Consider the following 23,661-nt stretch of genomic DNA (forward strand, 5'->3'; position numbering starts at 1 on the left):
TAGTAAGGCTAGAGCGAACGCTTAAGTTCGCTCTAGCCAGCCATTTCTAAGGGTACCTCATCCAACGAGTTATAAATACCTAAATATGTAGTCAGTTGAAGTCACCATACTGCTGCTCCATTAGAGCCCTGTAAACAGTCAAGGACGGCTCTGGCGCAGAGAACCTTTCTTAAAGAATTTCTTGCCGAATTGAAGCTCCGAATGTAATTCCCACTAAAAACCATAGTGCATAAATTAGGAGACACGAAGCTAATAAGAGAATTGAAAATCTAGTTATTGGAAGTATTAAAATTGAAATTGTGAGAGCAATTGTTAATGTAATAGCAATAGAACAGTATAATAAAAGTTTGTTCGTTTTCTGAAAGTAAACTTTTTGGTTAAGATTAAAGTTCATAATGAAACCTAAAAGTCTAAAATAAAAACCAAATAAAATCAGTGCCGCTATCGGATGTAGCAGAACAAATAACATATTATCCGTTGCTATTGCAAAATTACTAAATTGAATAAATAATCGAAGCGAATATAGTAACAAAATGAAAAACCCAATAACCAAAAGTGCTTGAGTAACAGTTTGCTTAAACACCTTTTTGACAACCCCTCTTTTAAAGATATAATACTTCAAAAAATAATTACCATAATAAGTAATTTATGGTAATATATTAGATGTTTCTATTATAACAAAAGGAGTGGAAGAAGAAAATGATTAAAAGAGGAGTTCTGGCGTTAGTATTAACACTACTATTAATGTTACCTACTCAATCTGAATCATCTGCTCAAGGCCTAAGTAATGAAAGTACGAAATCTCAACAACGAATCGCTTCCCTAGACGAGGTTAACAAAATTTTTAAACAGAACGGAAAAGCATTAATTACAGAGTCTCAAATTCCAACAATTGAACAAGTAAATGTAGCTCTTGCTAAATTGAAAGTTTCAAAAGGACATGCTCAACAAAGTATTGATTTAGGAAATGGCTTTTCTGTAGAAGCAAGTGTATCCGGATCAGTTAAGCAGGTAGCAGTACAGCCGACAGCTGAAGCGTCAGGAGCACCTATCACATATAGTGCTACTGCTCAGGGATCTTTTGGAGTAAAGGCACTTTACGTAACGATTTATACAATATCAATTAGCGATAACTACACGTATACAAATGCTACTAAAATTACTTCTTATCAAAATCCCCCAAGTGCTTCAGCAGAGGGAAATATCGGTTGGATAGGCAAAATCACTGGAACTCCTTCCGTACGCAACATTGATTCAACTGTTAAAGATGCAATAGCTGATGCTGAATACACATATATTAAGCTGGTAGGGAATTATTCCGGACATATTGAATTAAGATTTACTGCAACAGGAAATTGGTATATTCACGATACTTACATCGGGGATGCACATGCATAATATTTGTAAAGAAGTAGCTTCGAGAAAATTCTCGCAGCTACTTCTTTTTTTGCACTCAAACATTTAAGCTAATTAAGAAATTTCCATCTTCCTACCAACACAATGTTTCACAAAGGATACCAAAAACCTTTCAGTACACTCACCTTAAGGTAGATGGCAAGAGCCAATAGCAGCAAGATGAAGAGCAGCACCGTCTTGTCTACGCTAGACATTTTCATACCCATATACCAAGTCCGTTTCGGATGAGCTCCAAATCCCCGCAAGTCCATAGCATTGGAGACTGCGTCAATATGATGCAAGGATGACTGCAAAAGCGGAACAACGACTAGAGTGAGATTCTTCATACGCTGAGCTATCGTTCCATCTTCTTTTGTAATCCCCAGGCCCCGAGCAGACAGTGAATTCAAGATATGTTTGAACTCCTGTGTAAGATCTGGAATATAGCGAAAAGCAATACTTACCGCATAGGCGATCTTATAAGGAACACCGACTTTGTTCAGACTAGCAGCGAACCGACTTGGATGCGTCGTTAGAATAAAGACCAACGTAAGCGGAAGCAGTGTAATATATTTGGCTGATAACGTTAAGACATAGAACAAGGTCTCTTTATTAATTGTATTATACCCCAGTGGAATGAGAGGTGTGTTCGTACCCGTTAGTGTCGTTCCAAAAGTAGGTGTAATCAGTAGAATAAAGATAGCGTTCGTAAAAGTAAAAAAGATCAGAAACCAGAACAAAAATGCCATCTTGCGAAGTGGAATTCTAGCACTCCAAAGCAGAGCAACCCCAATCGCAATCATAACAGCGAATAGCCGCAGATCTAGGAACATAAACACAACGACTGTCCATATTAGCCATAAAATAAGCTTCACCGCACCATCTAACCGATGAACCCAAGAATCTCCAGCTACATAAATCCCCCCGCCTTTGCTCATGCTTGCATCCCTCTTTTCTCATAATCTACGAAGGCTTGCACGAAGCGTTCTGGGGCTTGCAGTTGCTGGGCTTTGGCAAAACGAGATAAAGATACTTCTCGCAGGTGCGCTTTCTTCGTCACAACGGGATTGGATAGCACGTTCGCCACGTGATTCGCAGCAATAATCTCGCCACCAGAAAGAACAACCGCACGGCTAGCATATTCCAGTGCCAAATGCATGTCATGCGTAATGAAAATAAAGGCCATTCCTTGCCCAGCAAGTTGATGAATAAAGTCCATAAATTCCTTATAATGCTTATAATCTTGTCCTGCTGTGGGCTCGTCCAAAATCATGATCTCAGGCTTTAATACGAGAATTGAAGCGATACTAAGCCTCTTTTTCTGTCCATAACTGAGCGCTGAGACAGGCCAGTTGCGATAAGGATACAGACCACAAGTACGTAATGCCTCATCTGTCTTCGCCGTCATCTCATCTCCAGTGATGCCGCGCGCCCGAAGACCAATAGATACCTCATCTCGGATCAGATGTTGCGTTATCATATGATTTGGATTCTGCATGACATAACCGATGGCAGCACCACGTTTACGGATAGACCATGAAGCTATAGATTCTCCTCGATAACGGATTTCCCCACGATCGGGCTTGTATATGCCCGTAATTAACCCGGATAAGGTAGACTTCCCCGCACCGTTATTTCCTAACAATGCCACGGTTTCTCCTCTACTTAGCGTCAGGGATACATCCTTTATTACCGGTCGGCTCTTATCATAACCAAAAGTAAGGTGATCCAGCTCTAATAACCTTTCACCCTCCACATGAGGTGGATCAAACGGAATTCCTGCTGCCCATGCGTTAAGCTCCTCTCCGATAGAGGGATGCACATTCCCCTCAGGGTCGCTTAAACCCTTCATTCCCCCCATAGTAATCCCTGCATACTTCATAGCTTGAAGATGTAAAGGTTGACGAAGTCCATACTTGGATAGAGCGCCCTCTGCAAGAAGCTGATCCGGGGTTTGATCCCGAACGATTTCCCCTTCACTCATCACAATAATCCTGTCAATCGGTTGTTGTAACACATCTTCCACACGGTGTTCAATAATAATAATCGTCTTCCCCGTAGACTGATGAATATGATCAATTAACTTCATCGCTCTCGCACCACTAGCGGGGTCGAGGTTGGCTAGAGGTTCATCAAATAATAAAATATCCGCTTCGGTAGATAGAATTCCAGCTAACGACACACTTTGCTTCTGTCCACCCGAAAGATCTTGTGGGCCTTGAGATTCGAATTCTTCCATCCCCACCTGTGTTAATGATGCATATACGTCTTGCTTCATTTGCGAATGAGGAACTTGCTCATTTTCCATTTGGAAAGCCACATCTTCCCCGACCGAAAGACCGACGAACTGTGCATCTTGGTCTTGAAGAATGGTGCCTACATGGCGGCTAAGCTCAAAGATACTTAACTTGGCCGCCTCCTTCCCTCCGACGTACAGAATCCCAGAAGATTCTCCACCGTAGGAAAAAGGAATTAGCCCATTGATGCAATGGGCTAAGGTTGATTTGCCGGAACCGCTGGGACCGGCAATCCATATTTTTTCGCCGGACTGGATATCTAGATTGATGTTACGCAGGGTAGGTTCCGACTGACTTTTATAACGAAAGGTATAATTTTGAAAAGAAATCACGGGCTGCATGTCTAGATGCTCCTATCTGTCTACGGATAAGTTCGTATTCTCCCGATTCCGCTTAGCGAATGCCCATACGGCTGGCAATCCGAGAACGAGGAAGACTAATATGTTAGCAGCAGAAGCTAAAGCTACCTGCGCTAGTATTTTATCGTTAGGTTCATTCATGACGTAAATATCAAATAATCCAGAGAATGTAAGGGACACCACAATTCCTACTAGACCATATACAGTGAATAATAACAGATGCTTGCGACTAACTTGTCCCTCTTGTGGATTAAAACCTTTGGATAAGAAGATGAGTCCCATAAAGGCTGCCGTAATCCCTGATCCTAGCGCCCAGCCCCACCATACAATTCCGCCTTGCACAAAGTCACTGATGATATGTCCAATAATTCCCGCAAGAAAGGCTACAACAGGACCAAACAAAGCACCGAAAATAGCCAACAAAGCAATAGCTGGACGTAGCTGAGTATCTGCTATTAAAGGAATCCCAATCCAACTAGTTGCGCCATATAATGCTGCTCCGATGCCAATGGTAACTACAGTACGGGTGTTGAATTTCCAGATCGATTGACGCAAATAAATCGCCTCCTATAATTAAATGTTAAATTTGACTATAAGGGCATGACCGAGTAACGTCAATATAATTCTCTGTAAACTAGTAGGAATTATCTGTTAATTACATTTTATTCCTTTAAAGGTAGGAGATGTGCTTATTTTTGAACAAGACGCTTCGTTGCTTGCAGTGCATTTATATTAATCGCCCCGATCCCAAACATGGCCGTACGCAGCTCAAATTCCACTTGTTCCAACAGATGGTCCAGCTTATTCTCGGATTCCACAGCGGGGGCGAGGAGCGCTCTACCAAAACCAGCTAAATCTGCTCCTAGGGCAATTGCTTTGGCTGCATCCACTCCCGTATGTAATCCCCCACTTCCGATGAGTGGCATGTCTGGAAGAGCCTGCCGAATATCTCGAATACATTCCGTTGTTGGATTTCCCCAGTCTGCAAAAGCTTCTGCGGCTGCTCTTCTTACCCCGTCCTTGCTGCGGAACTTCTCGACCTGACTCCAAGACGTACCCCCTGCCCCTGCTACATCCACGAACGTAACGCCCACCTCTTGTAAGCTCTTGGCTACACTGGCATCAATGCCCCAGCCTACCTCTTTGATTCCTACAGGGATAGGTAGTTCGCGACATAACTGCTCTATACGTTGCAGCAGTCCACCAAAAGATGTATTGCCTTCGGGCTGAAAGACTTCCTGAAGCCCATTCAGATGAAGTACGAGCATGTCTGCTTCGGCGATATCGACCGCCCGCTGACAATCTTCTACACCAAAACCATAATTCAGTTGTACCGCGCCCAGATTTGCAATAATCGGTATGGTAGGCGCCCATGAACGAACAGCAAAGGTAGAAGCTAATTCACTCTTTTCTACGGCAGCACGAATAGATCCTACTCCCATCGCCCAGCCTCGCCGCTCTGCCGCTTCCGCTAATCGTTCATTAATTCGGGCAGCAACCTGACTTCCTCCAGTCATCGAACTAATTAGTAAAGGTGTCCTCATCTCTTTCCCCATAAAATGAGTATCTAGATTAATCTCGTCAAAATCTAACTCGGGCAGGGCAAGATGTGTGAATCTATATCGCTCGAACCCACTGCTGATGCCATCTCCATTTACCTCTTCTTCTAAGCAGATTCGAATGTGTGCCGTCTTCCGTTCTGATGTTGCTCCTACTGCATCTGACATGCCCAAAGATGAATTTAAGTCTGCAAGTGGACTCCCTTCATGTGGAGAAGGAGTACTCGCGTAATTCTTTTGTTGGTTACGTGGTGTGAGCTGCCTTTTGAGGCGCTGAGTATATCGCATAATTTCCCTCCAATATCTATAAATAAAACAGCGTCTATTTTAGATATACCATCATTCTTTTTCTAACTTTTAATACTTCTTTTTCGTACTTTTAATACTTATAGTATAGCTGTATGTATCAATCAAGCCTATGCTTGTCCAAAATAAATCGAATTCTTCCACGTCTAACTCCAATTAGTATGCTTCAATTATGCCCGATTAACGTTATATAGGATTAGGTATCTAGAGGAGGAATTTATTTTATGTCGTCTCATGTTCAAACCACATCCCAGCCCCCACACTCTCGCCGAAAGAAACGTCGCCGTATTCTCTATGGCATATTGATCTTTCTTGTCTTGTGGTTGGTTGCCGTTATGCTTTACCAGACCCATAGAGATCTTCCACCGGGCGTATCTTATGAAGGTCCTGTATATGAAGTGGATGATGTAAAGTTCCTGTACGACCTGACCACGCCTGACGGAAAAGGCGCCTTTCACCAGCAAAGACAGATCTATGATCGCATGATGCAGATGATTGATGAAGCCCATGAATTTATCGTAATGGACTTGTTCTTGTTCAATAATTATGTACACAAAGACCAGACTTATCCAACGGTGAGTGAGACCATGACTCGCAAACTTATCGATCAGAAGAAAAAATATCCTAAGATGCAAATCGTCTTCGTAACAGATGAAATCAATACTAACTATGATTCAGCACCAAACCCCTTATTGGAACAATTGAAGAAAGCGGGCATTCAGATCACGATTACGAATGTGAATCCGCTGAGAGATTCCACGCCTGCCTATTCGGCGGTCTGGCGCACATTCTTCCAGTGGTTTGGTCAATCGGGCAAAGGATGGATTCCGAATCTTATGGCTTCAGATGGACCGAAGATCACAGCACGCTCCTATCTCAAACTACTGAATGTCAAAGCTAATCACCGTAAAGTGCTAGCCACCGAGAATAGTGCACTCATCTCCTCAGGAAATGTCCACAATGCTAGCGCCTACCACTCTAACATTGCCTTTGAAGTGAAAGGAAATATTATTGGAGATATTCTGAAGACTGAGCAAGCCGTAATGAATTTTTCGGGTGGCGCCACAGTACCTGAATTCCGAACGGCAGATCCGTCTTCTAACTCGGCACCTAACACGGTAGACACAGCCGCGGGGAACCCTACACCCCTCCCTAGTAGTAAGAAACTTCAGATCCGTTATCTCACGGAAGGTAAGATCTATGCCCACTTACTTGAGACCATTCAAAGTGCAGAGCCTGGAGACACGGTATGGATCGGAATGTTTTATATAGCTGATACGAAGGTTATGGATGAACTTGTGGCTGCCTCGAACCGTGGTGCTGAGGTCCGCCTGATTCTAGATCCGAACCAAAATGCATTTGGACAAGAAAAGATTGGTCTGCCCAATCGCCCCGTGGGTGCGGAACTGCTAGATCGAACTGACAATAAAATTAAAATCCGCTGGTATAACACGACCAAAGAACAGTACCATAGCAAGCTCATTTACCTAGCCAAGAAGGAGCAACCTAGCATTGTTATGGGAGGTTCAGCCAACTTCACATTGAGAAATCTAGATGATTTGAATCTGGAAAATGACCTGTGGGTATCTGCCCCAGCTGGAAGCAAGCTCACCAAAGATATGGATTCTTACTTCAATAAAATTTGGAGTAACACGGGGGAGTCCTACAGCTTAGATTTTGCAGCTTATAATGAGAAATCGGTATGGTTCAAAGATATTCTGTACCGGCTGCAGAAAATATTAGGCTTCACCACTTATTAGAGTACATTCGCATACAAAAGGACCGTCTATGGCGCAAGTGCGCTATTAGAGACGGTCCTTTTTATTTTAGAGTAATGGAGACATTAATCTCGCTGCCGATTCCATCATACGAACGACTACTCTTTTTTTCATGAATTCGCTGAGTTCGATCATCTTGGTAGATTGCAAATCTCGCTCAAAATCCTCGACAATCTTCTTCACACTATCTGCCTGTACGAGCAGTGCACTGACTTCAAAATTCAGATGGAAGCTACGCATATCCATGTTCGCCGTACCCAGAGAAGCCACTTCACCGTCCGCAATGAGAAGCTTGGAATGCAGAAATCCTTTTTCATATTCGTAGATTTTCACCCCTGCTTCTAGGAGCGATGGGAAATACGAATGGGAGGCTAGGAAGGGAAGCCATTTATCCGGCTTGGCTGGGAAAAGAATCCTTACATCTAAACCCGAAATCGCCGCTACTCTTAGCGCGGTAAGAAGATCCTCATCAGGAATGAAGTAAGGCGTAGCGAGCCAGATCGATTTTTTGGCCGATGTCATAATGGAGAAGAAGATGTCTTTTAGGGATCGACTTACATTGTCTGGACCACTCGGCACGATCTGCACCGCACCGCTACATCCTCGTTCGAGCTGAGGAGATAGATACTCTAGCCCAAAAATACTTTCGCCCGTTACGTATTTCCAATCCTGTAGGAAAATGATCTGAAGTGAACGCACAGCCTCTCCCTTGACCAGCATATGCGTATCTCGCCAGAAACCGTAAGTCTTGCTGCGACTTAAGTATTCATCCCCTACATTTAATCCGCCCATGAAGGCTGTATTCCCATCAATAACTACAATTTTGCGGTGATTCCTGTAGTTCACCCGACTAGAGAGGGCTAAGAACTTCACTTTGCCGTATACCCCAATCTGGATGCCTGCATCTCTCATTTCATTGAGAAACGTCTTAGACAACCCTAGACTACCTACAGCATCAAACATAAAGCGGATCTCTACGCCTTCGTTTGCTTTTTCAATGAGCGTCTTCTGTATTTCCCGTCCAATCTCATCTGCACGGTATATATAATACTCCATATGAATATGGTGTTTAGCCATTTTCAGTTCTTTCAGCAGGGAAGAGAAGGTCTCTTCGCCGTTGGTTAAGACCCGTGTGCGCGTTGCCATCGAGAATGGAGTGCGGGCAATTTTATGGGACAGCTTAAGCAATTTCTGTTGGCCAGGCGTAAACATGGATAAATCGAAAGAGGCCTGCATCGTATTGTTATCAATACGCTCGTAGGTTTTTTGATCGTTCGCTAGTTTCTTATCGAACTTTTTACGCTTGAAATAATTTTGCCCGAGCAGAAAATAAAGAATGAGTCCAACTACAGGGAGCAACACTAGTAAAAGTATCCAGGCTACTGTACTGGATGGGTTGCGATTCTCCATAAATATAGCCAAACCTACGGATATTACAGTAAGTGTCTGGAAAATACCAACGAGGGTACCTCCGAAATGACCAAAGAATCCAAAATTCAAAAAATAAAATAGGAACAGGATCAGCACAATCAGTGCAATTTGTAATCCGCGCCTCATGCCAATTCACCTTCTTTCAACACAACTATTCCTATTATACTACATGATTTTTAACTAACCTTATAGACTATGGCTAGTTCTCTCCTTTATATACCTATCTAACCAGTAACATTGACTTCCTATTACACATGTGAAAATATATAACTAACGATCGTTAGGAAGGTGATTAGATGTCTGAAGGAAAACGTAGGCTTCAAGAAGCTGCATTAGCGCATTTTGCTAGAGAGGGTTATGAAGGGGCTTCCCTACAGCATATTGCTACAGAAGCAGGAATGAAGAAGCCCTCTATATATGCACACTACCAAGGGAAACAGGACCTGTTCATGAACGTGCTTATTCGCGTACTTCGTGAAGAGAGGCACCGCATCATCCGCTATTTTATTACCAACCAAAACATACGCTTAGAGCAGCGATTACATGGCCTCATTCGTCTATTTCAGGATGAATATGAGTCTAACCAAGATACGGCGTTCCTACTTCGTATGATGTTCTTCCCCCCTCACGCGTTATCACAAGAGGTCATGCGGATTGTGTATCCCTTTTTGGATGCGATGGAGAACAAGCTCATTCACACGTTTGAAAAAGAGGTAACTCGCCCACTACGTGCTTCCATCTCCTCGGGGCAAGCGGCCGTCAGCTTCATGACGTTGATGGATGGCGTGATGGTAGAAATGTTATATGAGATGCCGGATCGATCTCGAAAAAGACTGGATGCCATATGGCCTATATATACACAGGGCATCTATGACTAATTATAAGTACTGCCTAGGTAATCGATTTTTTCTAGGATAATGAGCAATCTATCTCTACCAGTAAAAGGAGGACGTCAACATGAATCGCAACTGGTTATACGTATTTATAGGAGGACTCATTGAGATCATTTGGGTATCAGGACTAAAACATTCCTCCACATGGTGGGCTTGGCTAATTACTGTGTTAGCCATCTCTCTTAGCTTCTGGCTGATCATCGAAGCTTCTCGGCGTCTGCCTATTGGAACCGTCTATGCTGTATTTACCGGTATAGGCACGGCAGGGACCGTGATTACAGAAATGCTGGTGTTCGGAGAGCCCTTCCGTTGGTCCAAAACGGTACTGATTATGCTACTGCTTGCGGGGGTGATGGGACTGAAGCTCATTACGGATCAGAACGATAAGGAGGTGTCATCCTAATGGCTTGGATTGCTCTAATTATAGCCGGACTCGGAGAAGTGGTGGGTGTGATGGGAATCAAACAAGTTACATTACGCGGTAATATTGCTGCTTATCTTTTGCTAGGCATCGGGTTCTTAGGAAGCTTCTCCATGCTCACCTACGCTATGAACACCCTTCCTATGGGAACCGCGTATGCGGTCTGGACGGGGATCGGTACGGTGGGAAGCGCCTTGCTCGGAATGTTCCTATATGGCGAGACTAAAGATTGGCGTAGACTGGTTTGTATTGCCCTTATATTAGGCTCTGCGGCAGGGCTCAAATTAATTAGCAGTTGAGGATTTGCAAGTCCTCCCGCCCTTCGTATATAATCAAGCTTGACTGGTCGGTCAAAGATAGAACTATAAAGTCAGAAAGGAGTGGATTCTTCGTTGTCTGATACACCTATGGATAAGAGAACCTCCATCCTAAGAACGGCTATGCAACTGTTCTCCACCAAGGGTTCTTCCAATACGTCCATGCAAGAAATTGCGGAGCATTGCGGCATGTCCAAGGGTAGTCTATACCAACATTTTAAGTCCAAAGAAGAATTGGAACTTAGCTTGTATCAGTACTGCTTCCAAATGCTGCATGAGCAACTGCTTCGTGTGGAGGGAATACCCGGCCTGACCGCTCGTGCGCTTCTCATTCAGCAAATCGAAGTGTTGTTATCCTTCGTACTTGAACTTCGTGAATTCTTAATCATGCAGATCAAAGATTGGGTCAATCACGGGAAGAAGAATATGGAACCTCAGTATGTCAAAGACCATAACATGGCTTTGCTGAACTGGGCGAAGGAGAAACTTGAAGATGTGTATGGGCCAGAAATTGCTCCTTATTCATCCGATCTAACACTGCTAGTTCATGGAATGTTCGGCTGTTATATCCGACTTCTTTTTGATAGCAGACTAGATGTAAGTATCAAGAAGATGACCGAGCACCTCATGTTCATATTGGATCATCAGACCGAGAGTCTACTGCTGAAGAAGCCTGAGCCGCTCTTCTCTTCCGATACCTTAACGAATTGGGTACAGGAGGGTCTTAGTGGTGTACGTAATTCAAGACATCCTATTCAAATCGTGAAGCAATTGAAACAGCAAGTCAAGGAACTCGGCATGTCCTCTGATACAAAAAAAGATCTGCTGGATTCTCTGCATGTCCTTGAACAAGAACTTATTGAACCTGAGCCAAGACGAGCTATTCTCTTGGGCATGGCAAGAAATTGTGAAGACACATCCGTACCCGAAGTCGATGAACTGATGAAGGAATTACATGTAGCCCTTCATCCTTATGTACAACCCCCTAGCAAATGAATCAGAGAGATTGTGGAGAGGAGCCATTAATTAAGTATGAAAAGTATCATTAATTTCTCATTGCGTAACAAGTTCGCAGTCTGGCTGCTTACCTTAATCATTGTAGCCGCAGGTATCTATAGTGGCTTAACCATGAAGCAAGAGACCATTCCGAATATCAACGTCCCTTTCTTGAACATATCAGCAGTCTACCCAGGGGCAGCACCTGAAGGAGTGGTAGAAGATGTAACCAAGCCCATCGAGCAGAAGCTACGAAATATAGACGGAATTAAGACCATCACTTCCACATCCATGGAGAATGCTGCTTCCGTTTTGCTTGAATTCAATTATGGCGCGAACCTAGACAATGCTTCAGCAGCTGTCCGCGAAGCGCTCAATGATGTGAAGCTGCCTGATGGCGCACAAAAGCCTCAAATTACGCGGTTCAGCTTGAATTCTTTCCCGGTCATTTCCCTCAGTGTAGCGGCCAAAAATGGCGCTAGCCTAGAAGACCTCACTCACACTACAGTGAATGATATCCAACCTGCGTTAGAGAAGCTGGACGGTGTAGCTTCTGTGCAAGTAGCTGGTCAGTTCACCAATGAAGTTCAGCTTAAATTCAAACAAGATAAGTTAAAAGAACTCGGCTTAACCGAAGATACCGTAAAAAGTATCGTTCAAGCTTCGGCGGTTCGTGTCCCTCTAGGACTGTTCGAAATGGACAAGACACAAAAAGCCGTGGTAGTCGATGGTGCCATCACTACGGTAGAGGATCTGAAGAATGTAACCATTCCTCTTGCTCCTTCTGCAAGCGGTACTGCTGGATCGAACTCAAATGCATCCTCAGCTGCTGGGCTCACAGGTAACAGTGAGCAGGCTGCTCCAAGCGGAACTGCAACAGGATCCGTCGGGAGTCCTTCTACAGGTGCTGTAACTCCTACGGCTCCTACAGCTATTCCTACCGTCAAACTAACAGACGTTGCCGACATTCAGGTCATTGGCAAAGCCGAATCTATTTCCCGGACAAATGGTAAAGAGTCCTTAGGTATTCAAATCATCAAAGCTAATGATGCGAATACCGTCGATGTTGTAAATGAAGTCAAAGACAAAGTGGAAGAACTTCAGAAGCAATATAAAGATCTGGATATGACGGTTCTTCTAGATCAAGGGAAGCCGATCGAAGACTCGGTGAACACGATGCTGAGCAAAGCGCTCTTTGGTGCTATGTTCGCGGTCATCATTATTCTGATCTTCCTGCGCAATATTCGTTCGACGATCATTTCCATCATTTCCATCCCATTGTCCTTATTAATTGCCGTTCTCGCTCTAAGGCAGATGAACATAACTCTAAATATGATGACACTGGGTGCGATGACTGTAGCGATTGGACGGGTTGTCGATGACTCGATTGTAGTTATTGAGAACATCTACCGCAGACTCTCCCTAACGGGTGAGAAACTAAGTGGTGCGGAGCTCATCCGCGAGTCCACCCGTGAAATGTTCGTTCCGATTGCTTCCTCGACGATTGTTACGATTGCTGTATTCTTGCCGCTTGCCTTTGTTAGTGGTATGGTGGGCGAATTGTTCACTCCATTTGCCTTGACTATGGTATTCTCGTTGCTAGCCTCCTTGGTCGTAGCCGTCACGTTAGTGCCAGCGCTTGCACATACCTTGTTCCGTAAAGGCCTAAAAAACACACACAATCATGACGAAAAGCCAGGCCGTATGGCTCGTGGATATCAACGAATCCTAAATTGGTCCCTTTCTCACAAAATCATTACATTAGGTCTAGCTCTTCTATTGCTAGTCGGAAGCTTGTTCTTAACGCCACTAATTGGCACTAGCTTCCTGCCAGAGCAAACGGACAAATATACGATGATTACGTACTCTCCGGCTGCTGGAGATACACGTGAGGATGTAGAAAAACGGGCTTTAGTTGCTGAGAAATTCATTCTCGCTCAACCGAATCTGGATAAAATGCAGTATTCCGTAGGCGGAAGCAATCCGCTAAGCCAAGGTCCTTCCAACTCGGCACTCTTCTATGTCGTGTACAAAGATACAACGGAAGATTTCGAGAATATTAAAAAGAAACTAGTTGAAGATCTGCATGCCAAAATTCCAGAAGGCGAATTTAAAGAGCAATCCGGCATAAGCGGTGGACTCGGCGGCAGCAAACTCACTGTAAACATCTATGGAGATAACCTCAAACAAATCAAGCCTGTATCGGATCAATTACTGAAATGGGTTCAGGAAGACAAAACCAATTTTGAAAAAGGCGATACAACGCTTTCCAAAGCTTATGATCAGTACACACTTGTGGCCGATCAGCAGAAGCTAAGCTCTCTTGGACTTACTGCTGGACAACTAGCAATGAAGCTTAGTCCGCAAAGAGAACGTCCTGTGCTTACCGAAGTAGAAATTGATAACAAGTCGTATAAAGTTTATATTGAAACGGATAGTAAGACGTACACTTCACTAGAAGATATCGAAAATGAAACCCTCCTTTCCCCTTTGGGTAAAGAAGTAAAGATTAAAGATGTCGCTAAGGTTGAACAAGGAAGCTCCCCAAATTCTATCATGCGAATTGGTGGCAAAATGGTAGTAGGCGTTAATGCAGATATCATCTCGACGGATGTCAGCAGTGCTTCTAAGACGCTCCAAGACAAAGTAAATGGCTATAAGCTTCCGGATGGTGTAACCGTTGAATTCGGCGGGGTTACGGAACAAATTAATGATACCTTTACACAATTAGCTATTGCGATGGCCGCAGCTATTGCGATTGTATACTTTGTACTCGTTGTGACGTTTGGCGGGGGACTTGCACCGTTTGCGATCCTGTTCTCCTTGCCGTTCATCGTAATCGGCGCTCTCGTGGCACTCTTGATCAGCAAAGAAACCCTAAATGTATCTTCTCTTATGGGTGCACTGATGCTAATTGGTATCGTAGTCACGAATGCAATTGTATTAATCGACCGAGTTATTCATAAAGAACGTGAAGGACTGTCTACTCGCGAAGCCCTGCTGGAAGCAGGAGCTACACGACTTCGTCCGATCTTGATGACTGCACTCGCTACCATCGGAGCACTTCTCCCTCTCGTTGTAGGACTTGAAGAAACTGCAGGTATCATCTCAAAAGGTCTGGGTATCACAGTAATTGGGGGACTTATCAGTTCCACCCTTCTTACGTTAGTCATCGTACCTGTTGTGTATGAGCTCTTAATTGGTATGACTCGTAAAGGTAGACAACAAAAGAAACTAAGCAAGAAAACACCGTAACTCAAAATTAAAAAGGAATCCTTTAGCTTAAATCTAAAGGATTCCTTTTATTTAAGACTTATGTGGTCTAAAGTCTTCAACATAAAGAGAGACGCCCGTCCGAAGATGAGCGTCTCTCTTTGCATATACTCTCATACAGAACTATAGGGAATTCCGTACGACTGAAATCTATTATACACCTTTGGAAGCGCTTTACTAGTATTTGTTAACTCTTCATGTTAAGTTTTTTTAATTCCCTGCTTGGTGCAACCTTCTAATAGGATAAGGAATGGAAGCTTAGCTTGTTGACGTAGCCGCTGATAATCGTTAAAATTTCAACCATTACAGCTATGCATAGAAAGGATGAATCTGATGCAAAAGCTGCAGGACGCTTTCGGGCGAATTCATGATTACCTTCGGATCTCTGTCACCGATCGTTGCAATTTAAGATGCGTCTACTGTATGCCAGCTGAAGGAATGGTCTTCCAGCCTCAGCACGAGATTATGAGCTATGAGGAGATTGCCGAAGTTGTCCGTGCTCTAGCCCCTATGGGCTTAAGCAAAGTACGGATTACAGGTGGTGAACCTCTAGTACGCAAGGATCTCGAACAGCTCATTCAGATGCTATCCGAGATTGAAGGTATTGAAGATATCTCCATGACTACTAATGGAATGATGCTACCACAGAAGGCACACCTCTTAAAAAAAGCCGGTCTTAACCGGATTAATATCAGCCTTGACTCCTTGCAAGCGGATCGCTTTGCCACCATCACACGCGGAGGCGATGTGCATAAAGTACTTGAAGGAATTCAAGCTGCACATGAAGCTGGCCTTGATCCCATCAAGCTGAATGTAGTTCTAATGAAAGGCATGAATGAGGATGAAATCCGTGATTTCATAGCCCTTACTCTAGATCGACCGATTCATGTCCGCTTTATTGAATATATGCCGATTGGCAGTGCATCCGATAACTGGAGGGCGACTTATCTCCCTTTAGAAGCCGTAACCGCCGTGTGCCAAGAGAATGGCTGGCAGACTGAAGAGGCTCATCTTCCTAAAGGTAACGGCCCTTCACAAAATCGAAGAGTCCAAGGTGCGGTAGGCACCTATGGATTAATTCATCCCGTCAGCGAACACTTCTGCGACAATTGTAATCGGCTTCGCCTTACCGCAGACGGACATATCAAATCTTGCCTCTATTGGTCGGAAGAAGTGTCGGTCCGTGAGCTTACTGGAAAACATCAGCCCGAAGCCATACAGCAACTCTTCCTTCGCTCTCTGGGCACCAAGCCCAAAAATCATGAGATGGCCTTAGCCCTAGAGAAAAAAGCTCAAAGCAATACGCCAACTTCCCGAAAGATGTCTCAAATCGGGGGGTAGATCAAAAACGACCCAGCCTCTGTGGCAGGGTCGTTTTTTTAACGAAATAAACAAAATAAGTGTTAGTTAGTTGTCTCCGGTTTTTTCACTTGAAGCGGAGGGGGAATGAGCCAGCCCTTTTCTTTGTTCATTTTGAGAATCTTTGTTCCAAACTCTGTTTTGGTCAGATGATATTTCGCGAATAAGGCACCGATATCTTCCCGAATCGATTGACCCATGACCTGACTGCAAGCTACTAAGCCAAGTGCTACATCCGAGCTAATAATAGCCGCAATTTCAGGGTCTGTGAGTCTAGCTCCAACAGGAATTTCCTCTAGCTTAACCGGCGGTCTTTCTGCCATCATAGGTGCTGGCGTAATACACTGATCAAGCAGTAAAGCATCTAAATCTTTAATATCTGTCCGTGCTTCTTCCAGCAGATCGGACAGTATTTTCTTCAGATCTTTGTCCCCAGCGTGATTTAGGTACACTTGATATAACGAGACTGCTCCCTTAGCCGCTGTGGAAGCCATCCATATACTGAATATTTCGCCATAATGCATCGGTTCGTCTTTTGGATTACCGCTTAGAATACCCATAGTCATATACTCCCTTTTCATCTGATATTTACGAAAATAGTATATCCCAGGGCTTTGTTATCATGTATGAATTATTAATAGTCAAGCGAATTCATTCTTATTATAGATGGCTGCAGCCCGCTCATAATCTTCTGGGTAATTCATATTAAATGCTAGAAGGTCAGAGCTTACCTCCGTACCTTTTACCATATCTTCTACCTTGATCTCTGCATGGTACAGCCCGCGGGTCCAGTTCATGACACGCAGATTGTCTTCTGCCAAACGATGTGCCAAGTCCACACTTAATTCTCTTCGATACATGGCTAATAGGGGGAGCTCATTTCCTTCGGCACTCACGGGGAACACGGCATCATATCCCCTACCCTCAACGATTGGAGAGACATCGGTCACCCTTTCTGTGTATGTAATTAGCGTCTTGATATGTGGAGCAAGTACAAAAGGCATATCACAAGCCAATATCAGATTCCATGTTGTGGTGGAAGCCATTAATCCCGCATGAATACCTGCAAGTGGTCCTTTTCCGGGAAATTCATCTGATATGATTCTGTATCCCAATTCCTGATAAGGAGTGGCGTTGTTGGCAACAATGAGAACGTGAGACGTGATGGTTGCCAACATATGGACCGTACGCTCCATTAAGGAATGACCCCCAAACTTAAGTTCAGCCTTGTTCGTTCCCATTCTAGAAGATATCCCACCTGCGATCACAATGGCTGTGAACTCCATGTCCCTTCACCTACTCTTCTGTAAAATATTTGGACAATCTATAAAAAGTTGGTTTGTATCCCTTAGCATCACATGGTACATTGAATTTATTAACCAATGAGCCGAAAGGAATGGCGCCTTTTGCAGAATCAGGCAAGGCAACAAAGAAGCATGCTGCCCTTAGGGTTTTTGAACTTTTTTATCTACGGCATCATGGTTATTTTCGGAGGATTTTTTCAACTGTATCTGCAAGATATTGGTCTCGACAAACTAGAGATTGGAAGTCTGATTGCGATGGCTCCCGTGGTCTCCATTGCGGCACATCCTTTCTGGAAGTACTGTAATGAACGCCAGCAAAATGCAAAATACGTCCTAGTTATGACACTGACGGGCTTATTGGTAGCTAGTCTCCTAGTCTATCAGGCAACGACTTATACCAATCTGTATTGGATCATGATTGTATTTTATTTTTTTCAAACGACACTGCCTGCTCAGAACAATACACTTACCCTACACTATATTGAGCCTTCTCGGTATAAATTTGAGACGTTGCGTCAATGGGGATCTATCGGGACCGGTGTGATTGCCATCATCTCAGGCGTTATATTTTATGTCTATGACCAGATCGATCTTATCTTTGTTCTTATCGCTTGTCTTCTGCTGGCTATTGGATCCGCTTTCATATTACGTCCAGTTCCCTATGGGAATGAAGTGCTTAGACTAACTTCCAAAGAAATAAGGGGTAGTTTGCAGAGCAAGCACTTTATCGTCTTCGTCATTTTAGGCATGCTGATCGCCATTTCAAGTACGATGAATGCTATATTTATGCCCATTTTTCTCACGGAACTTGGTGGATCACGTCTAGATGTAGGTCTAGCTATTGCGCTGTCTGTGGTGGCTGAGACTGCCGTATATTTGGCCTTGCGGAGATACATCCGAAAAGACCTGACCTCACTCATGATCTGTATCGCTATAACGGCTTTACTGTTCAGCATTCGGTGGTATCTTATGTCTCAGACGACAAGCCCTGCTCAGGTTCTCTTGCTTCAATGCATGCACGCCATTACGCTCGGTGGATTTTATTATGTAGGAACACAGATTACAACGCTACTTCTGCCTAGACCTTTTCGTTCTTCGGGACAAGCTGTGTTAACCCTGGGCTGGGGAGGAGTATCCGGCGTTATCGCAGGATTGCTTGGCGGTTGGCTATATCAGACCTTTGGTGGAGTTACTATGTATAAAGCGGGGTTCACCTTTGCCTTTATCGGTATGCTAGGTTTCGCCTTCATGGGATATCGCATGTTCAAACGAGGTTATACACCTATAATTCACAATCCAGAGTATGATTCCGAGTAGGAGACCCAATATGATCGTGATCTTAGATGTTTCTCAGCCCTCTATAGCACAACAGATTTTGGATATACAGATCCCTGCTTATCAAATCGAAGCGAGGCTTATTGGATTTGAGGGAATTCCGGGCCTTACAGAAACGACTAATATGCTCGTAGACTCATCCGAGAATTTCCTCGGTTATCTCATTGAAGAACGTCTTGTCGGAGTGCTATCTTATGAGGAGACTGAAGAGGGGCTGCATATATGTCGGCTAATAGTTCATCCTGATTATTTTAGGCAGGGAATAGCTAGGCAGTTATTACGATACTTCTTGCACCAGCACAAATTAAAGCATCCCATTCTTGTAAGCACCGGATCATTAAATACGCCAGCCCTTCAGCTTTATAACTCTGAAGGATTTGAAGTCACAGGATATCTTGAAGTAGCTCAGGGTGTCATGATCACCAATTTGGCGATATAACTTAAGAACAATCCTTATGCATTGTCACGCCGATTCGTCACGCCAATGTCATAGGATTGCTCTATGGATTACTATAAAGTATGAAACGCATTTCAGAGCAAGCGCTTTCCAAAATCCACAACAATAACCCCCGATTGCGCTACCAGTAACTTAGGTCTGATGGCATCATCGGGGGATTTTGTTATTTTGCAGTATAAAATTTCATGATGATATTATTTAAATACTTTTACTCGCTCTTCCAAAGGTTGGAACTGTTTGTCGCCAGCAGGAGCTACAATTTTACCGAAAGGCATTTGCGCTCTGAGCCTCCAATTCTCAGGAATACCCCATTCGGAAGTAATTGCTTCATCAATAATCGGATTATAATGTTGCAGGGAAGCACCAAGTCCTTCAAGCTCAAGGGCAGTCCAAATCACAAATTGAAGCATACCAGAGGATTGCTCAGACCAGATCGGGAAATTATCTGCATAGGCTGCGAATTGCTGCTGCAAACCAGCTACGACATTCGTATCTTCGAAGAAAAGAATCGTACCATAACCGGCACGGAAAGATTCAATCTTTTCTGCTGTAGATTTGAAGTTCTCCTCATTATTTACTATTTTGCGCAAAATATCTTCTGTATGATTCCATAGTTTGTCATGGTTTTCGCCTAAAAGCACAACTACACGAGCACTTTGGGAGTTAAAAGAAGCAGGGGTGTGTTTAACAGCTTCATTTACAATTTCAGTAATTTTATCATCGGAGATGACCTGTTCTTTGCTGATTGCATAAATACTACGTCTGTTTTTCACCGCATCAAAAAATGAACTTGAATTCGACATTTGAATACCTACCTTCTTAAAGTTAGTAATTTACTTTTTAATTGTAACACACCTTTTGAGAGAATGACAATCCCGAATTTACTTTTCACTTTATAATTACCCCATCTATCCTACAGTATGCAAAAGAAGTGCACACCCCTATCCTATGATAGAGCCTGTACACTTCTTTTTAGTGCGAAATACGATAGACATTCTGCCCATCGGGACCTGCCGTAACAAGAGTTACCTTCCATGGTACCGCAACAAGTTGCTGTAGTTCAGTGGCCTCCTCAGTACGCAACTTCACACCGAGGAATTGATTCTCAACCATGTCATAATCCTGATTGGGCTGTAATCCCCATTTCATCAGTAGCAACGTACGAAGGCCACCTACAGTAACAAACTTAATAGTATAACCCTCTTGCAGAGCTTGTCGAAACAGCTTTGGTTGCTGCACAGCGAAAGCGATAAGTCCTTCCCATCCGCTGTCTTTGTCTCCATCTTCATCCCTAGGAAGGCCAGAAAAGTCCCCTTTTCTAGACATCTCCATTAGAGCCGTAGCAGGGATTCCAGTACGCAACGCCTCCTCCAATACTCTGGATTCCGGCATACTCAGACGAGCTCTCTCGGCCATGTATTCCTCTCCCTCGCCGTTATACCGATTTTGGTAGTTGGAACGAACTCTTGAGAGAGACAATCAAGTTAAATACTGGAGCGCCCGGTTTGGAATAGTGAGAGTCTACGTTGAAATAACCATGACGGAAAAATTGGAACTTGTCTTGCGGCTTAGCATCTTGAAGAGCGGGTTCCACGAAACCTTGCACAATCGTCACCGAATTCGGATTGATTTGATCCATGAATGTCTTCTCAGGTAGCGAATCCTCTTCCTCTTGAATATCCCCGATAAGCGGCTCATACAAGCGGAATTCAGCGGGAACCGCTGTGCTTGCATCCACCCAGTGAATCGTACCTTTGACTTTACGTCCCGTAAATCCACTCCCACTCTTCGTCTCTACATCATAGGTACAGTGAATTTCAACTACTTTACCTTCTTCATCCTTGATAACCTCATTACACTTGATGAAATAGGCATGCTTGAGACGAACTTCATTGCCCGGGAATAGACGGAAATATTTGTTCGGCGGATTCTCCATGAAGTCATCTTGCTCAATGTAAATTTCACGGGAAAATGGAATTTGACGATTACCCATATCTGGATTTTCGGTATTATTCTCCGCTTCTAGATATTCGATCTCCCCTTCAGGATAATTCGTGATGACGACCTTCAGCGGGTGAAGAACAGCCATAGTTCGCGGCGCCTTCAGTTTCAGATCTTCCCGGATAAAATGATCCAGCATCGCCGTCTCTACAATCCCTTGAGTCTTAGCTATACCTGTCTCGAACACAAAGTTCTTGATCGCTTCCGGTGTAAAGCCTCTGCGGCGTAATCCCGAGATGGTAGGCATTCTTGGATCATCCCAACCATCAACGACTCCTTCATCCACTAACATCTTGAGTTTCCTTTTACTAGTCACGGCGGAAGCTAGGTTCAACCGTCCAAATTCATATTGATGGGGCTCATTAGGAATGTCCGTCTCTGCGATGACCCAATCATAGAATGGACGTTGGTCTTCGAACTCAATGGAACATAGGGAGTGCGTTACGCCTTCAATGGCATCTTCCAGCGGATGTGCGAAAGTGTACATTGGATAAATACACCACGTATCCCCCGTATTATGATGTGTCACATGAGCAATCCGGTAAATGACAGGGTCCCGCAAATTGATATTAGGTGCAGTCATGTCGATTTTGGCACGAAGTACTTTCTCGCCGTTCTTGAACTCTCCATCTCGCATCCGAGTGAACAAGTCTACATTTTCTTCTATTGAACGCTCGCGATAAGGGCTATTCACGCCAGGCTCTGTTAAAGTACCGCGCTTCTCCCGAATTTCATCCGCACTCAAATCATCCACATAAGCTTTGCCTTTTTTGATCAGAACAAGAGCCCTGTTGTACATTTCCTCGAAATAATTGGAAGCAAAGCGAAGTTCACTCCATTCAAATCCAAGCCACTGTACATCTTCCTTAATAGAATTCACATATTCTATATCTTCTTTCACTGGGTTGGTATCGTCAAAACGAAGATTCGTTCGTCCCCCAAATTCCTGCGCCAGTGTAAAGTTGATCCAAATCGCTTTGGCGTGTCCAATATGAAGGTATCCGTTCGGCTCTGGAGGAAAGCGAGTGACTACTTCCTGTACCTTACCTGTACGTAAATCTTCTGAGATTATATTTTTAATAAAGTTAGGAGGGGTGCTCGCGTTAGACATCAGTGATCTCAACCTTTCCATTATGGTGATACATAGGTTCCCCATTTTTTTCTTCTTCTAAATATACCGATATCTCCGCAATAGTTCAATGCCATCCATTTATTAAGCAGGTAACGAAAAAGAAGGCATCCGCGCTCACAAGCGGATACCTTCTTGATTGGACCATCAAGTTAAGATGGAACTAACGTGGGCTTCAGAGGGAAGATGCGTGACTACGACCTGATGAATCGTCACACGATTTCCAGTAATGGGACCCGTAGATGGCTCACCATTTTTGGAATCCTTACCCGCGCCGTGTGCTCCATGTGCAGAGGTGGAGGTTACGGCTATATCTGAAGATTCACTTTGCTTAGCCTCAGCACGACGATTATGGGCATGTCGGAAAGAATCACTACTAGACCATGCGTGAAACGCCTCTTCATTCTCCCATGTCGTGCATACTCGAACCACTTCAGTCTCATCATTTAGCTTAGAATGGAGTACATCCATACGAACGAAACCTGGAAATGTGTGTACACTTTTTGGGGATTTGAATCGTTCCAAGACGAGGTCTGCTAATCCTGCCTTCACTTCAATGTAATTCTCCACAACGATCATTCCAGTGCCTCCCTCCTGTCTATTTAGTTCATGCGTCATTTTTTTCAGATAATTCACGACTTCTAGCGACGCTTCTCCGCCCATTAAGGCATGCTGTAGCAATGAAATCCCATGAGGACCTTTAGTATTCAGCATAGAAGGATACCGCTCTAGTGCGGACTGGACGATGGACAACTCACCTAGCATCGCCGCAGCAAATAAATCCATACGAGCTCCCTGAGCAATTAACCATTCCGCAATATCTCTGCGACCCACATGAGAAGCTGCACCTAGCGCCGTCTCCCAGTCATCTCCACCCCAATTCATGGCTGCATGGAGTAACCCGGGTTCATCATCTAGCAGTTGTTTTACTTTCTCGAGATCCATATGGGCCGAACCCACAAACTCCCGCACCTGTTCTTGATCTAAAGCTTTGCCAGCCATACTCTACTCCCCCTCCGTGTCTTCTATTATCCTCCCTATCCGGATCTTG

At 43.9% G+C, this 23,661-nt stretch carries 21 protein-coding genes and 1 pseudogene; 10 read left to right on the top strand and 12 right to left on the bottom strand.

Annotation, left to right across the window (positions count from 1 at the left end; translation table 11 throughout):
• Positions 1 to 699: 699 nt before the first annotated feature.
• Entirely contained in the window at positions 700 to 1,398 is a 699-nt protein-coding gene (locus J2Z69_RS14110) for a hypothetical protein (protein ID WP_209863893.1), read from the top strand.
• A 107-nt stretch (positions 1,399 to 1,505) separates the two neighbouring features.
• Here J2Z69_RS14110 and J2Z69_RS14115 read toward each other — a convergent pair whose 3' ends face one another.
• From J2Z69_RS14115 to fni, 4 genes are all read right to left on the bottom strand, one after another.
• Positions 1,506 to 2,333, bottom strand: a complete 828-nt coding sequence (locus J2Z69_RS14115; RefSeq protein WP_209863894.1) for an energy-coupling factor transporter transmembrane component T family protein — start codon at positions 2,331 to 2,333, stop codon at positions 1,506 to 1,508.
• Complete coding sequence (locus J2Z69_RS14120) at positions 2,330 to 4,033, bottom strand: ABC transporter ATP-binding protein (RefSeq protein ID WP_209863896.1); 1,704 nt, start codon at positions 4,031 to 4,033, stop codon at positions 2,330 to 2,332. The genes J2Z69_RS14115 and J2Z69_RS14120 overlap by 4 nt, the downstream gene beginning before the upstream one ends.
• Positions 4,034 to 4,045: 12 nt before the next feature.
• Complete coding sequence (locus J2Z69_RS14125; protein ID WP_245339307.1) at positions 4,046 to 4,606, bottom strand: ECF-type riboflavin transporter substrate-binding protein; 561 nt, start codon at positions 4,604 to 4,606, stop codon at positions 4,046 to 4,048.
• 134 nt (positions 4,607 to 4,740) lie between these two features.
• Positions 4,741 to 5,778: a type 2 isopentenyl-diphosphate Delta-isomerase gene (gene fni / locus J2Z69_RS14130; RefSeq protein WP_209864356.1), complete on the bottom strand. Its 1,038-nt coding sequence runs from the start codon at positions 5,776 to 5,778 to the stop codon at positions 4,741 to 4,743.
• A gap of 362 nt (positions 5,779 to 6,140) precedes the next feature.
• Between fni and J2Z69_RS14135 the strand changes: the two genes are divergently transcribed.
• A complete protein-coding gene (locus tag J2Z69_RS14135) occupies positions 6,141 to 7,676 on the top strand; it encodes a phospholipase D family protein (protein ID WP_209863898.1) in 1,536 nt (511 codons plus the stop codon).
• A 66-nt stretch (positions 7,677 to 7,742) separates the two neighbouring features.
• Here J2Z69_RS14135 and cls read toward each other — a convergent pair whose 3' ends face one another.
• Positions 7,743 to 9,251, bottom strand: coding sequence for a cardiolipin synthase (cls, locus tag J2Z69_RS14140; protein ID WP_209863900.1), 1,509 nt, complete (start codon positions 9,249 to 9,251; stop codon positions 7,743 to 7,745).
• 170 nt (positions 9,252 to 9,421) lie between these two features.
• Between cls and J2Z69_RS14145 the strand changes: the two genes are divergently transcribed.
• The 6 genes from J2Z69_RS14145 to moaA all read left to right on the top strand — a co-directional run bounded on the left by J2Z69_RS14145 (position 9,422) and on the right by moaA (position 16,366).
• Positions 9,422 to 10,003, top strand: coding sequence for a TetR/AcrR family transcriptional regulator (locus J2Z69_RS14145; protein ID WP_209863902.1), 582 nt, complete (start codon positions 9,422 to 9,424; stop codon positions 10,001 to 10,003).
• A gap of 79 nt (positions 10,004 to 10,082) precedes the next feature.
• Entirely contained in the window at positions 10,083 to 10,421 is a 339-nt protein-coding gene (locus J2Z69_RS14150) for a DMT family transporter (protein ID WP_209863904.1), read from the top strand.
• Positions 10,421 to 10,738, top strand: coding sequence for a DMT family transporter (locus J2Z69_RS14155; RefSeq protein WP_209863907.1), 318 nt, complete (start codon positions 10,421 to 10,423; stop codon positions 10,736 to 10,738). Before J2Z69_RS14150 ends, J2Z69_RS14155 begins: the two co-directional genes overlap by 1 nt.
• Positions 10,739 to 10,846: 108 nt before the next feature.
• A complete protein-coding gene (locus tag J2Z69_RS14160) occupies positions 10,847 to 11,752 on the top strand; it encodes a TetR/AcrR family transcriptional regulator (RefSeq protein WP_209863910.1) in 906 nt (301 codons plus the stop codon).
• A gap of 36 nt (positions 11,753 to 11,788) precedes the next feature.
• Positions 11,789 to 15,007 (top strand): efflux RND transporter permease subunit, encoded by a 3,219-nt coding sequence (locus tag J2Z69_RS14165; RefSeq protein ID WP_209863912.1) that lies wholly within the window; start codon positions 11,789 to 11,791, stop codon positions 15,005 to 15,007.
• A gap of 351 nt (positions 15,008 to 15,358) precedes the next feature.
• Positions 15,359 to 16,366 carry a GTP 3',8-cyclase MoaA gene (gene moaA / locus J2Z69_RS14170; RefSeq protein WP_425355015.1) on the top strand — a complete coding sequence of 336 codons (1,008 nt, stop codon included), beginning with the start codon at positions 15,359 to 15,361 and terminating at the stop codon, positions 16,364 to 16,366.
• 62 nt (positions 16,367 to 16,428) lie between these two features.
• On the opposite strand, the gene J2Z69_RS14175 is transcribed toward moaA, so the two are convergent.
• Together J2Z69_RS14175 and mobA are read right to left on the bottom strand one after the other, a co-directional pair.
• Positions 16,429 to 16,944, bottom strand: coding sequence for a DUF3231 family protein (locus tag J2Z69_RS14175; protein WP_209863915.1), 516 nt, complete (start codon positions 16,942 to 16,944; stop codon positions 16,429 to 16,431).
• Positions 16,945 to 17,025: 81 nt separating this feature from the next.
• A complete protein-coding gene (gene mobA, locus J2Z69_RS14180; RefSeq protein ID WP_209863918.1) occupies positions 17,026 to 17,670 on the bottom strand; it encodes a molybdenum cofactor guanylyltransferase in 645 nt (214 codons plus the stop codon).
• A gap of 120 nt (positions 17,671 to 17,790) precedes the next feature.
• On the opposite strand from mobA, the gene J2Z69_RS14185 reads away from it, so the two are divergent.
• Both J2Z69_RS14185 and J2Z69_RS14190 read left to right on the top strand, forming a co-directional pair.
• The gene (locus J2Z69_RS14185; protein ID WP_209863921.1) at positions 17,791 to 19,005 is read left to right on the top strand and encodes an MFS transporter; all 1,215 of its coding nucleotides are present in this window, start codon (positions 17,791 to 17,793) and stop codon (positions 19,003 to 19,005) included.
• A gap of 10 nt (positions 19,006 to 19,015) precedes the next feature.
• Positions 19,016 to 19,462 carry a GNAT family N-acetyltransferase gene (locus J2Z69_RS14190; protein WP_245339308.1) on the top strand — a complete coding sequence of 149 codons (447 nt, stop codon included), beginning with the start codon at positions 19,016 to 19,018 and terminating at the stop codon, positions 19,460 to 19,462.
• Positions 19,463 to 19,674: 212 nt separating this feature from the next.
• On the opposite strand, the gene J2Z69_RS14195 is transcribed toward J2Z69_RS14190, so the two are convergent.
• The 5 genes and pseudogenes from J2Z69_RS14195 to J2Z69_RS19185 all read right to left on the bottom strand — a co-directional run.
• Positions 19,675 to 20,283, bottom strand: coding sequence for a nitroreductase family protein (locus tag J2Z69_RS14195; RefSeq protein WP_209863927.1), 609 nt, complete (start codon positions 20,281 to 20,283; stop codon positions 19,675 to 19,677).
• 169 nt (positions 20,284 to 20,452) lie between these two features.
• A complete protein-coding gene (locus tag J2Z69_RS14200) occupies positions 20,453 to 20,896 on the bottom strand; it encodes a hypothetical protein (protein WP_209863930.1) in 444 nt (147 codons plus the stop codon).
• A 19-nt stretch (positions 20,897 to 20,915) separates the two neighbouring features.
• Positions 20,916 to 22,592: a glutamine--tRNA ligase/YqeY domain fusion protein gene (locus tag J2Z69_RS14205; protein WP_209863934.1), complete on the bottom strand. Its 1,677-nt coding sequence runs from the start codon at positions 22,590 to 22,592 to the stop codon at positions 20,916 to 20,918.
• 165 nt (positions 22,593 to 22,757) lie between these two features.
• Positions 22,758 to 23,228 carry an antibiotic biosynthesis monooxygenase gene (locus J2Z69_RS19180; protein ID WP_342591600.1) on the bottom strand — a complete coding sequence of 157 codons (471 nt, stop codon included), beginning with the start codon at positions 23,226 to 23,228 and terminating at the stop codon, positions 22,758 to 22,760.
• Positions 23,229 to 23,234: 6 nt separating this feature from the next.
• Positions 23,235 to 23,612 (bottom strand): annotated as a pseudogene (locus tag J2Z69_RS19185) (ankyrin repeat domain-containing protein); the annotation flags it as partial.
• Between the last annotated feature and the right edge of the window lie 49 nt (positions 23,613 to 23,661).

Source organism: Paenibacillus shirakamiensis (genome assembly GCF_017874255.1).
Classification (GTDB): Bacteria; Bacillota; Bacilli; order Paenibacillales; family Paenibacillaceae; genus Fontibacillus; species Fontibacillus shirakamiensis.